Below are 11,516 nucleotides of genomic sequence, written 5' to 3'. Positions count from 1 at the left end.
CGTCAGAACACCCCCACCCCACCCCCACACCTCAGCCCCCTCAGAACACCAGCACCCCCCGCGCCACCCGTCCCGCGTGCGCGTCGTCGACCGCCTTCGCGAAGTCCTCCACCGGGTACGTGCGCGTCACCAGCTCGTCCAGCAGCAGCCGGCCCTCCCGGTACAGCTCCGCGTAGAGGGCGATGTCGCGCTGCGGGCGCGAGGACCCGTACCGGCAGCCCAGGATCGACTTGTCGAGATAGAGCGACGAGACCTGGAAGGACGCCTCCTCCGCGAAGCCGGGCACGCCCAGCAGCACCGCCTGCCCGTGCCGGTCCAGCAGGTCGATCGCCTGCCGGATGAGTCCGGTGCGCCCCACGCACTCGAAGGCGTGGTCCGCCCCGGTCGGCAGGACCTCCTTCACCGCCGCCACCGTGTCCTCCACCGCCGAGGCGTCGACGAAGTGCGTGGCCCCGAACTCGCGGGCCGGCGCCTCCTTCGCCGGGTTGGCGTCCACGGCCACGATCTTCGTGGCGCCCGCGATCCGGGCCCCCTGGATGACGTTGAGCCCGATCCCGCCGGTGCCGATCACGACCACCGACTCGCCCCGGTCGACCCGGGCCCGGTTGAGGACGGCCCCGACGCCGGTCAGCACCCCGCAGCCGATCAGCGCGGCCGAGGTCAGCGGGATGTCCTCAGGGATCTTCACGGCCTGCACGGCCTTGACCACGGTCTGCTCCGCGAAGGCCGAGTTGGACGCGAACTGGAACAGCGGCTGCCCGCCCCGCGAGAACGGCTGCCCCGGCATCCCGATGGCCTTGCGGCACATCGTCGGACGTCCCCGGTCGCACTCGGCACATGTGCCGCAGTTGGCCAGCGTGGACAGCGACACGTGGTCCCCGGGCGCCACGTGCGTCACCCCCGCCCCCACCGACTCCACCACGCCGGCCCCCTCGTGCCCCAGCACCACCGGTGCCGGGAAGGGGATCGTGCCGTCGATCACCGACAGGTCGCTGTGGCACAGCCCGGCCGCCGCGATCGAGACCCGCACCTCCCCCGGCCCTGGGTCCCGTACCTCCAGGTCGTCCAGCACCTGGGCCTGCTTGCCGTCGAACACGACACCTCTCACCGCGACTCCTTGAGTTCCGTAGGTTCCCTGAGCTCCCTCGGCAGACCGAGCACCCGCTCGGCGATGATGTTGCGCTGGATCTCGTCCGACCCTCCGTAGATGGTGTCGGCCCGGGTGAAGAGGAACAGCCGCTGCTCCTCGTCGAGTTCGTACGGTCGCTCCGCCGACCAGTCGGACGGCCCGACGCTCGCCGCCGCCCCCCGCACCTGCACCGCCAGCTCCCCCAACCGCCGGTGCCAACCGCCCCACAGCAGCTTGGCCACGCTCGCCGCGCCCACCGCCTCCGCACGCGGACCCGCATCGACGCCACCGGCAGCCCCACCAGAACCAGCACCACCGGCAGCAACCCCCACGCCACCAGCACCAGAACCAGCACGAGCACGAGCACGAGCACCAGCACCAGCACCAGCACCAGCACCAGCACCAGCACCAGCACCCAACGTCCGCAGCGCGTTCCAGCGCATGGTGCGCAGCTCGGCCCACTGGCGCACGAGCCGGTCGCGCAACACCGCGTCCGCGGCGTGCGGGCCGGCGAGGAAGCCGGCCACGACCCGCTCCAGCTCCGCCGCGAACCCGATCTGCTGGACCAGCGTCGAGACGCCCCGCTCCAGGGCCAGCAGGCCCATCGCGACCGTCCAGCCGTTGCCCTCGCCGCCGACCACCTCCACGGCCGCCGCCCCGTCGAAGAAGACCTCGTTGAACTCGCTGGTCCCGGACAGCTGCCGGATCGGCCGCACGTCGATCCGGCCGGGCTGGTCCATGGGGACGAGGAGGAACGACAGGCCGTGGTGGCGCCGCGACCCGGCCTCGGTGCGGGCCAGGACGAAGCACCAGTCCGCCTCGCGGGCGAGCGAGGTCCAGATCTTCTGGCCGGTGACCCGCCAGGTGCCGTCGGCCGGGTCGCGCACGGCCGAGGTGCGCAGCCCGGCCAGGTCGGAGCCGGCGCCGGGCTCGCTGTAGCCCTGGCACCACAACTCCTCACCGCGCGCGATCGGCGGCAGGAAGCGGTCGCACTGCTCGCGCGTGCCGTAGGCGAGGAGGGTCGGCGCGAGCAGGTTCTCGCCGATGTGGCCGACGCGGCCGGGGGCCCGGGCCCGGGCGTACTCCTCGGCCCACACGACCTGCTGCGTGAGGGAGGCCGCGCGCTGGCCGTAGGCCCCCGCCGGGGCGTTCCACCCCAGCCCGATCCAGCCGCCCCGGCCCAGCTCGCGCTCCCATGCGCGCCGCTCCGCGACGCCCTCGTGCTCGCTGCCCGGCCCGCCGAGGCCGGCGGCGGCCGCGTACGGCCCGACCAGGTGCCCGACCAGCCATTCCCGGGCCTCCGCCCGGAACCCCCGGCACCCACCCCAGCCCCCGCCCCCGTCGCCTTCCCGATCCCCGCCCCCACTCCCACTCCCGCCCCCGTCCCCGTCCCCGTCCTCGAAATCGAAGTCCACGCCCATCGCCGCCCCCTCCCCCTACGCGTTGGGGCGGTCCTTGGCCGCCGCCGCCTTCGCCATGGCCTCCAGCTGCGCGAGCATCGGCATCGGATCGGTGCCGACCGTCCCCGGCAGGAAGTCGGCGATGCGTTCGGGGGTCCAGGCCCCCTCCGCGTACCCGGCGCGCAGTTCGCGCGGCTGCGCCCACACGGCGATCTTCGGCCCGGCGATCGTGTAGACCTGCCCGGTGATGCCCTCGGCCTTCGCGCGGTCGCTGAGCAGGTACGTCACCAGGGCCGCCACGTCCTCGGGCTCGCCGATCTCCTTGAGCTCCATCGGGACGCCCGCCGACATGCGGGTCCGGGCCACCGGTGCGACGGCGTTCGCGGTCACCCCGTACTTGTGCAGGCCGAGGGCCGCGGACCGGACCAGGGAGATGATCCCGCCCTTGGCCGCCGAGTAGTTGGCCTGGGCCACCGAGCCCTGGTGGTTTCCGCTGGTGAAGCCGACCAGTGTGCCGGAGCCCTGCTTGCGCATGACGGCGGCCGCGGCGCGGAAGACCGTGAAGGTGCCCTTGAGGTGGGTGGCGACCACCGGGTCCCACTCCTCCTCCGACATGTTGAACAGCATGCGCTCGCGCAGGATCCCCGCCACGCACACGACGCCGTCGACGCGCCCGTACTCGGCGAGTGCGGTGTCGACGATGCGCTGGCCTCCGGCCATGGTGGAGATGTCGTCGGCGACGGCCACGGCCCGGCCGCCCGCCGCCACGATCTCCTTCACCACGTCCTCGGCGACCTGGCTGCTGGGCTCGCCGCCCTCGACGGAGACGCCGTAGTCGTTGACGACCACGCTCGCGCCCTCGGCGGCGGCGGCGAGGGCCACGGCCCGGCCGATGCCCCGCCCCGCGCCGGTCACGGCCACGACCTTGCCTGCCAAGAAGTTCCCCACGTCCCGCCCCTTTCCGGGATTTCTGACGGACCGTTAGATTCTTGGGTACGCGGACACGCCCGCACAAGCCCCAGGAGGGAACGCCCATGGCCCTGCCCGACGAGTTCCACGAGATCGCCAAGCGCGTGAACAACTGGGGCCGCTGGGGCGCCGACGACGAGGTCGGCACCCTCAACCACATCACCGCCGACGTGGTGCGGGCCGCCGCCGCCACGGTCACCGGCGGCCGCCGGGTCCCGCTCGCCCTGCCGCTGAAGGAGGACGGCGTCCAGGCCGGCCTGATCCCCGGCCGGATCAACCCGCTGCACACGATGGTGCAGATCAACCAGGAGCTCTTCGGCCCCGGCACGGTGGCCTGCTCCGACGACGCCGTGACCATGGGGCTCCAGGCCGCCACCCACTGGGACGCGCTCACGCACGTCTCCCACTCCGGGCGGATCTACAACGGCCGCCCGGCCTCCACCATCACCCCGCACACCCGCGCGCAGTTCAGCGGCATCGACAAGGCCACGCCGATCCTGTCCCGTGGCGTCCTGCTGGACGTGGCGGCCGCCAAGGGCCTGGACCGGCTGCCCGGCGGCCACGCCGTGACCCCCGAGGACCTCGCCGAGGCGGAGGAGTTCGGCCGCGTCACCGTCCGGGCCGGGGACGTCGTCCTGGTCCGCACCGGCCAGATCCAGGTCTACCTGGCGGGCGACAGGCACGGGTACGGGTTCCCCTCACCGGGGCTGTCGATCCGCACGCCGGAGTGGTTCCACGCGCGGGACGTCGCCGCGGTCGCCAACGACACCCTGGCCTTCGAGATCTTCCCGCCGGAGATCGACGACCTGTGGCTGGGCGTGCACGCGCTGGACCTGGTGGAGATGGGCATGCACCAGGGCCAGAACTGGAACCTCGAGGCGTTGTCCACAGCCTGTGCGGAAGAGGGCCGGTACGCGTTCCTGCTGAGCGCGATGCCGGAGCCGTTCGTCGGCGGCACGGGGACACCGGTGGCGCCGGTGGCCGTGCTCTAGGGGTGTCGATGGCGTCGATGGCGTCGACGGTGTCGATCCGCGGGGTCGTTCACCCGGCCTGCCGCTCCGCCGCCCCGCGCAGCCGGGCCCGGACGTCGCGCCCCGTCCGTGCCATCCCCAGGAGCACGAACCCGCAGTACACGGGCGCGGCGACCGCCAGGGACGGGTGCCACAGGTCGGCCCCGTCCAGGAACACGTACACGACGAACAGGTGCACAAGCCAGGGTCTGAGGTAGAACCCCCCGCCCGGAACGAACCCCGTCAGCACCTGGTGCGCCACCAAGAACACCAGCACGTAGGCCCACAGCGGATCCACGGCGTACGTCAGCCAGGCCACGACCCCGAACACCGGGACCGTGACGAACAGCAGGATGCCCGCCCGCCAGGCCGCCTCCAGCGCGAACCGGCGCCGGACGGAGGCCGCGGAGCGGGCCCTGCCCGATCTCCAGCGCAGGAAGGAGAGGCGGCCGACCCTGATCAGCTCGTAGGTCTTGTCCTCGTCCGTCTCCGGGTCGTACGCCCTCGCGGCCAGACAGCCGTTCCAGCTGCGGAACACCGCCCCTTCCGGAAGCACGTACAGGTACAGGTACGTGCGGGCCAGCATGCCGATCACCACGACGTGCCCCTGAGCGATCAGGAAGAGCAGCACCGCGCCGGCGAGCCAGCCGGCGCTGACCAGCACGCCGGCGGACAACCACTGCCTGAGGTACTCGAACACCGGGGCTCCCCCCGCTCAGGGCCGACGCACGGCCGACGCAGAACCGAGACCGAACCTGCAGTCACAGGCACCGGCCGCCGGGGCGGCCGAGATCGACCGAACACCCCGGTCAGCCGTTGCCGGAGTCGGCGCCCGAGCCGGCGCCGGAGCCGGCGCCGGAGCCGAAGGCCGAGCCGGGACCGGAGTCGAAGGCCGAGGCGGCATCGGAGCCGTCGCGCGCGTGGGACGGAGAACGGAAGGGGAACTCCAGACCGTCACCGCCCACGCCGCCCACGCCGCCCCCGCGCCCGCCGTCGCCCCCGCCGCGCACCTCGTCCGCGATCCACCGCCAGACCCGCTCGGCCAGGCCGGGGCCGTGCTCCGCGGCCAGCGCGGTCAGCGCGCCCGCCCCGAGCAGCCAGCCCAGCACCGCCCCGGCGCCGGCCCGCTGCGGCGGGGACGGCATCCCCGCCGCCAGGGCCAGGGCCGTGAGGCAGGCGCCGGCGCCCCGCGGATCCGCCAGGTCGTCCAGCAGGGCCAGCACCCCGGGCGCGACCTGCCCGCCCGCCAGCGCCCGGACGAGCGCGTCCGGCGCCGCGCGGGTCTCGCGGGCCCGGTCCACCAGCGCGGCGAGCCGGGGCGAGGTGAGCGCGCCGAGCTCGCTGCGCCACTCGGCGGGCAGCCGCGGCGCCTGCACCACGGGCCACAGCGCGAACACCGCGAGGTCGACCACGAGCGCCTCGGGCAGAGGGTCGGCGGACGGCCCGGGCCCGGCCTCCGCCAGGTACCGGGCGGCGCCGGCCGCGATCAGGCGGCGCAGCTGGTCCACGCCGTCCCGCCGGCCCGCCGTACCGGCCAACTGGTCCGCGAGGGCGTCCAGCTCCCGCCGCCGGCCCGCGATCTCGCGCCGGCCGCCGGGCACCTCCCCGGCCTCGACGAGCGCGCGGTAGTCGACGGCCAGCCGATCGATCCACAGCCGCAGCTCGGGCAGCCCGGGCGGGACCGCGCCCCCGCCCCCGTAGTGGTGGTGGTGCTCGACGTGGTGGTGCTCGACGTGGTGGTGCTCGACGTGCTGCGAGCCGCCGACGACCTGGTGGACCTGCGCCCGCCCGCGCGCCCGCGCGACGAGCCGGACCTCGTCGTGCGCCGCACCGGCGTCTTCCGGACCCGACTCGGGCACGCGCTCGCTCATGCGGCCAGTCTGCCCCCGCCGCCTCACCGGATGCAGCCAATCCCGCACAACATCCGTGCACGTGTGCGATGTTGGGTCTCCGACCAGCCCTCTAACCAGGCAGGTGAGCGATGTCGGGTCCGGTGCGCTGGACGCTCGCGGGTTCGGCGTCCGTGGTCGCGTTCGCGCTGGTGGTGTGGCTCGTACGGGCCGCCTCCTGGGGCGCCCTGCCGACCGACGACGGGGACCGCTGGGCGGTGGCCACCGCCGCGGGGGCCGTCGTCGCGGCCGCCGTCCTCTACGCCCTCACCTGGTGGACCTCCCGCGCCGCCGGCACCCCCGCCGCGCCTCCCCGGGGCGTCGTCCAGGAAGCCCGCGCGAGCGGCCGGGCGGTGATCGACCAGGCCGCCCACCGGCGCGGCCCCCGTCCGGGCGACGCCCACGCGGACGACGCCCACGCGGACGACGCCCACCCGGACGGCCGGCGCCCCGGGGGACCGAGCCGCCGGCGTCCCGCGGCGCCGGTCACCCAGCGGGCCACCGCCCGCGGCCGCGCCCGCATCACCCAAACCGGCGGCGACACGGCCGCACCGCCGCAGGATCCGGACCCCGGATCCCTAGGCTCCGCTCCATGAGCGACTCATCGAAGGCCCTCCTGGAGGGCGGCCCCGCCGACCTCGCGGACCGCATCGTCCCCGCCCCCGAAGCCGGCGCCGACCTCAAGCTCGCCCACCTCGGCGGCTACGAGCACTTCCGCCGCACCGACCGCACCCGGTCCACGCCCGAGGGCGAGCTCCCCGTCTACGAATGGTGGGAGCGCACCGAGCTCCCGGGCTGAGCCCCGTCCGACCGGTCCGGACCACGCCCGCGTCGCGGGCGCGCGGAACTGCGGGTGGCGGCGAGCGGTCGTGCTCGCCCCGAGCGCGGCACGGCGGGCCGCCACCCCACGACCCGCACTCGCCAAGGGCATGTCCCTCGGCGTCCCCTCGCGACGAATCGCACGTATCAAGGGTGATCAAGACTTGACGGCCCGTCAACACCTCGTAAGAGGGACGTCCACCGCTTCCGAGGTCTTCTCGCTCCGGTCGACCTCGCACCAGATGCGCTTGCCGGCGCCCTCGGGGGCCCAGCCCCAGCGGTCCGCGAGGCCGTCGACCAGCTCCAGCCCGCGCCCGTTGGTGTCATCGCCCTCGGCGTGCCGGGGGGCGGGTGGCTGGGCGCTGCTGTCCGCGACCTCCAGCCGGACGCCCGGGCCGCCGAAGAGCATCCGCAGCACGGCCGGGCAGCCGGTGTGCACCACGGCGTTGGTGACGAGTTCGGAGATCAGCAGGATCAGCGTCTCGGCGAGCGGCTCGTCGACCCCTATGCCGCACCCGACCAGCCGGGACCGTGCCCATCTGCGCGCGCGGCCCACTTCGGCGGGATCCGCACCGACTTCCAGCTGAACCTGAAGCACCTGCACCGCTCACACCATCCGAACCGGCGGACACTTCGCCTCGCGACCGAACGGGATCACCGACCGTGACCCCCCTGCGGAGCAGCATGGTTGACATACAGTCACCACAACAAGCGCTTCGGGCATATTCCAGCGCGAAGGAGTAGGCGTAGTGCATACTGTGCGACGCGCGCGCCGCTCAACCTGTCGCATTCGTGGGAGCGTACCGGAGCGACCCTGTGACTCCGGGCCGTAACGAGGGGAGCGAAGGACACAAACCGATATCAACTCTCCGTAATCGGACATGCGTCCCGCCCCGTCCCACCCGTTACACCCGTGGCACCGAGGGTGCCGACGACGCCGATTCCGGCGAACCGGCCGCGAGTTCCGCCGCCAGCAACTCCTCCGCCTCCCCCGCCGTCCACCACTGCCGGGCCCGCAACCAGGCCCGCTTCAGGTGCAGGTGGACGTCGGCCTCCCAGGTGAACCCCATCCCCCCGTGCACCTGGAGGCAGTCCCGCGCGTTGCGTACGGCGGCCTCGTCCGCCAGCAGCTTCGCCCCGGCCGCCTCCCCCACCGTGCCCGTCACCGCGGCCGCGTACACCGCGGCACGGGCCAGCTCGGCCCGTACCAGCATGTCCGCACACAGGTGCTTGACCGCCTGGAAGCCGCCGACGGGCTGCCCGAACTGCTCCCGCTCGCCCGCGTACCGCACCGCCAGCTCGCAGCTGCGCGCCGCGCTGCCGAGCTGGAGGGCGGCCGTGAGCAGCGCGCCCTGCGCCCGCCACCGCCCGGGCACCACCGCGCCCCGCACCCGGTGCAGCGGGGTCAGCGGGTCCACCGCGGCCACCGGCTCGCCGCGCACGGGCCCCGGCTCCCCCAGCACCGCGTCGGAGTCCGCGAGATGGGCGGCGTACCCTCCCCCGACGGCCCCGATGTCCACGGCCGTCACGACCGCCTCCCCCGTGGCCGCCCCCGGCACCAGCGCGCCCGCCGCCGCCAGTTCGGTGGCCACGAGCGGGCCCGGCAGCAGTGCGCGGCCCGCCTCCTCGAAGACCAGCACCGCCTCCGGCAGCCCCAGCCCGAGCCCGCCCGCGGCCTCCGGCACGCGCAGCGCGAAGAACCCGGCCTCCCCGAGGTCCCGCCACGGCCCCCGCGGGAACCCGGCACCCCGGTCGAGGGCCGCCCGCAGCGCGTCCGGGCCGAAGCGGGCCGCGAGCAGCTCCCGCATCCCCGCGCGCAGCGCGAGCTGGTCCTCCGACAGCTGGAAGTGCACCGGGCTCACCGTCCCTTCGGGAGGCCGAGGATCCGCTCGGCGACGATGTTGCGCTGGATCTGCGAGGTGCCGGCGGCGATCGTGTACGACAGGGACGACAGCCGGTCCAGGACCCACTCCTCGTCCAGCACCAGCCCGTCCGCGCCCAGCACGTCGGCGGCCGCGTCGTACAGCTCCTGGCGGGCGTGCGAGTAGCGCAGCTTGAACACCGAGCCGCCGGTGCCCGGTACCCCGCCCGAGGCCTCGGCCTCGCTGACGTTCCACTGCGTGAGCCGCCACAGCGCGGCGAACTCGGCCGCCAGCCGACCCAGTCGGCGGCGCAGCACCGGATCGTCCCAGCTGCCGTTCTCCCGGGCCCGCCGGGCCAGTTCGTCCAGCGTCCGGCGGCAGGCCACCACCTCGCCCACGAAGGCGGTGCCCCGCTCGAAGGAGAGGGTGACCATGGTGACGCGCCAGCCGTCGTTCTCGGCCCCGACCCGGTGGGAGACCGGCACCCGCACCTCGTCGAGGAACATCTCGGCGAACTCGGCCGACCCGGCGAGCGTCCGCAGCGGCCGCACCGTGACGCCGGGCACGTCCATGGGCATGGCCAGCCAGCTGATGCCCCTGTGCTTGGGCGCGTCCGGGTCGGTGCGCACCAGCAGTTCGCACCAGTCGGCCACCTCGGCGTGCGAGGTCCAGATCTTGGAGCCGGTCACGACGTAGTCGTCCCCGTCCCGCACGGCGCGCGTGCGCAGCGCGGCCAGGTCGGAGCCGGCCCCGGGCTCGCTGAAGCCCTGGCACCACACCTCCTCCCCGCGCAGCACCGGCGGCAGCCAGCGGGCCCGCTGCTCCGCGGTGCCCTCGGCGGCGATGGTGGGCCCGGCGTGGAGCAGGCCAACGAAGTTCGCACCGACGTACGGGGCGCCGGCGCGCTCGGTCTCCTCCAGGAAGATCAGGTGCTGGGTGGGGGTGGCACCGCGCCCGCCGGCGTCGGCGGGCCAGTGCAGTCCGGCGTACCCGGCGTCGTACAGCCGCCGCTGCCAGCCGAGGTCGTACGCGCGCCGGCCCGGCCAGTCGTCCGGGGAGGGCCGGGGCGGCAGCTCGGGCAGGGACTTGGCGAGCCACTCGCGCAGCCGGGCCCGGAACTCCCGCTCCTCCTCGGTGTAGGTGAGGTCCACTAGCCCACCTTGCGGCGGTCGCGGTCCAGGTCGAGCTCCAGCATGCGGATGGCGTTGCCGCGCATCAGCTTGTAGACCGTCTCCTCGTCGAGGCCCTTGACGTGGTCGAGGGCGACCTCCTTGGTGTGCGGGAAGGTCGAGTCCACGTGCGGGTAGTCGGTCTCGAAGGTGGCGTTGTCCCGCCCGACGACGTCCAGGGAGGCGACCCCGTGCTTGTCGCGGAAGAAGCAGCAGAAGATCTGCCGGTAGTAGTACGTGGACGGCGGCTCCGGGATCAGGTCGCGCACCCCGCCCCAGGCCCGGTGCTCCTCCCACACGTCGTCCGCGCGCTCGAGCGCGTACGGGATCCAGCCCATCTGGCCCTCGCTGTAGGCGAGCTTGAGCCGCGGGAACCTGACCAGCACCCCGCTGAAGAGGAAGTCCATCATCGAGGCCATCGCGTTGTTGAAGCTCAGCGAGGCCTGCACGGCCGGCGGGGCGTCGGGCGAGGCCGCCGGCATCTGCGAGGACGACCCGATGTGCATGTTGACGACCGTGCCGGTCTCCTGGCAGACGGCGAAGAAGGGGTCCCAGTAGCCGGAGTGGATCGAGGGCAGCCCCAGATGGGTCGGGATCTCGGAGAACGTCACCGCCTTGACGCCGCGGGCCGCGTTGCGCCGGATCTCGGCCACGGCCAGGTCGATGTCCCACAGCGGGATGATGCACAGCGGGATCAGCCGGCCGCCGCTGTCGCCGCACCACTCCTCGACCATCCAGTCGTTGTACGCGCGCACGCAGGCCAGGGCCACCTCCTTGTCGTGCGCCTCGGCGAAGGTCTGGCCGCAGAAGCGCGGGAAGGTCGGGAAGCACAGGGAGGCCTCGACGTGGTTGAGGTCCATGTCCTTCAGCCGCTCCGCGGGGTCCCAGCAGCCGCGCCGCATCTCGGCACGGGTGATGCCCTCCAGCGTCATCTCGTCGCGGTCGAAGCCGACGGCGGCGATGTTGCGCTTGTAAGGGAACCTGAGGTCCTCGTAGATCCACCAGTCGGCCGGGGGGCCGTCCGGGTCCATGGTGATCCGGTACTTGCCGCCGACGTACGCCAGCTCCCCGATGCCCGCCGTGACGGCCCGGGGGCCGCGGTCCCGGTACCGGGCGGGCAGCCAGCTCTCGAAGAGGTGGGCGGGCTCGATCACGTGGTCGTCGACGCTGATGATCCGGGGCAGTTCCATGGGTCCCCCTCGGCAATATCTGATGGATCGTCAGAAACAAGCTAGACCCGCGACCCCTGGACCGACAAGCGGCGGCGCC

The 11,516-nt window shown here is 73.9% G+C and carries 12 protein-coding genes; 3 read left to right on the top strand and 9 right to left on the bottom strand.

The features are described 5' to 3' along the window. Positions 1–40: 40 nt before the first annotated feature. Genes IF43_RS0130230 through IF43_RS0130220 form a run of 3 tightly spaced genes read right to left on the bottom strand, consistent with a single transcriptional unit; the run spans position 41 to position 3,477 of the window. Positions 41–1,108: a Zn-dependent alcohol dehydrogenase gene (locus tag IF43_RS0130230; protein ID WP_030208013.1), complete on the bottom strand. Its 1,068-nt coding sequence runs from the start codon at positions 1,106–1,108 to the stop codon at positions 41–43. Further along, positions 1,105–2,544 carry an acyl-CoA dehydrogenase family protein gene (locus IF43_RS0130225; RefSeq protein WP_267884809.1) on the bottom strand — a complete coding sequence of 480 codons (1,440 nt, stop codon included), beginning with the start codon at positions 2,542–2,544 and terminating at the stop codon, positions 1,105–1,107. Before IF43_RS0130225 ends, IF43_RS0130230 begins: the two co-directional genes overlap by 4 nt. A gap of 21 nt (positions 2,545–2,565) precedes the next feature. Beyond that, positions 2,566–3,477 (bottom strand): SDR family oxidoreductase, encoded by a 912-nt coding sequence (locus IF43_RS0130220; RefSeq protein ID WP_030208009.1) that lies wholly within the window; start codon positions 3,475–3,477, stop codon positions 2,566–2,568. Between the two features lie 86 nt (positions 3,478–3,563). Here IF43_RS0130220 and IF43_RS0130215 point away from each other — a divergent pair, with 86 nt between their 5' ends. Further along, positions 3,564–4,490 carry a cyclase family protein gene (locus IF43_RS0130215; RefSeq protein ID WP_030208006.1) on the top strand — a complete coding sequence of 309 codons (927 nt, stop codon included), beginning with the start codon at positions 3,564–3,566 and terminating at the stop codon, positions 4,488–4,490. Between the two features lie 49 nt (positions 4,491–4,539). Here IF43_RS0130215 and IF43_RS0130210 read toward each other — a convergent pair whose 3' ends face one another. Both IF43_RS0130210 and IF43_RS38790 read right to left on the bottom strand, forming a co-directional pair. After that, positions 4,540–5,208 (bottom strand): hypothetical protein, encoded by a 669-nt coding sequence (locus tag IF43_RS0130210; RefSeq protein WP_030208005.1) that lies wholly within the window; start codon positions 5,206–5,208, stop codon positions 4,540–4,542. Positions 5,209–5,317: 109 nt separating this feature from the next. Further along, positions 5,318–6,379: a hypothetical protein gene (locus IF43_RS38790; protein ID WP_158939562.1), complete on the bottom strand. Its 1,062-nt coding sequence runs from the start codon at positions 6,377–6,379 to the stop codon at positions 5,318–5,320. Between the two features lie 110 nt (positions 6,380–6,489). Here IF43_RS38790 and IF43_RS0130200 point away from each other — a divergent pair, with 110 nt between their 5' ends. Then, positions 6,490–6,993, top strand: a complete 504-nt coding sequence (locus tag IF43_RS0130200) for a hypothetical protein (RefSeq protein WP_030208003.1) — start codon at positions 6,490–6,492, stop codon at positions 6,991–6,993. After that, complete coding sequence (locus IF43_RS0130195; protein WP_030208002.1) at positions 6,990–7,196, top strand: DUF5988 family protein; 207 nt, start codon at positions 6,990–6,992, stop codon at positions 7,194–7,196. Before IF43_RS0130200 ends, IF43_RS0130195 begins: the two co-directional genes overlap by 4 nt. Before the next feature lie 195 nt (positions 7,197–7,391). Here the strand turns inward: IF43_RS0130195 and IF43_RS0130190 are convergent, their stop codons facing one another. The 4 genes from IF43_RS0130190 to IF43_RS0130175 form a co-directional block, all read right to left on the bottom strand. Next, complete coding sequence (locus tag IF43_RS0130190; protein WP_030208001.1) at positions 7,392–7,820, bottom strand: ATP-binding protein; 429 nt, start codon at positions 7,818–7,820, stop codon at positions 7,392–7,394. Positions 7,821–8,121: 301 nt separating this feature from the next. Continuing rightward, on the bottom strand, positions 8,122–9,069 hold the full coding sequence (locus tag IF43_RS0130185) for an acyl-CoA dehydrogenase family protein (protein ID WP_051796442.1): 948 nt from the start codon (positions 9,067–9,069) through the stop codon (positions 8,122–8,124). Positions 9,070–9,074: 5 nt separating this feature from the next. After that, positions 9,075–10,229, bottom strand: coding sequence for an acyl-CoA dehydrogenase (locus IF43_RS0130180; RefSeq protein ID WP_030207995.1), 1,155 nt, complete (start codon positions 10,227–10,229; stop codon positions 9,075–9,077). After that, entirely contained in the window at positions 10,229–11,437 is a 1,209-nt protein-coding gene (locus IF43_RS0130175; RefSeq protein ID WP_030207991.1) for an amidohydrolase family protein, read from the bottom strand. The genes IF43_RS0130180 and IF43_RS0130175 overlap by 1 nt, the downstream gene beginning before the upstream one ends. Positions 11,438–11,516 lie beyond the last annotated feature (79 nt).

This window comes from Streptomyces sp. NRRL S-87, from assembly GCF_000719335.1.
Classification (GTDB): domain Bacteria; phylum Actinomycetota; class Actinomycetes; order Streptomycetales; family Streptomycetaceae; genus Streptomyces.
This window is presented reverse-complemented; position numbering and strand designations above follow the sequence as displayed.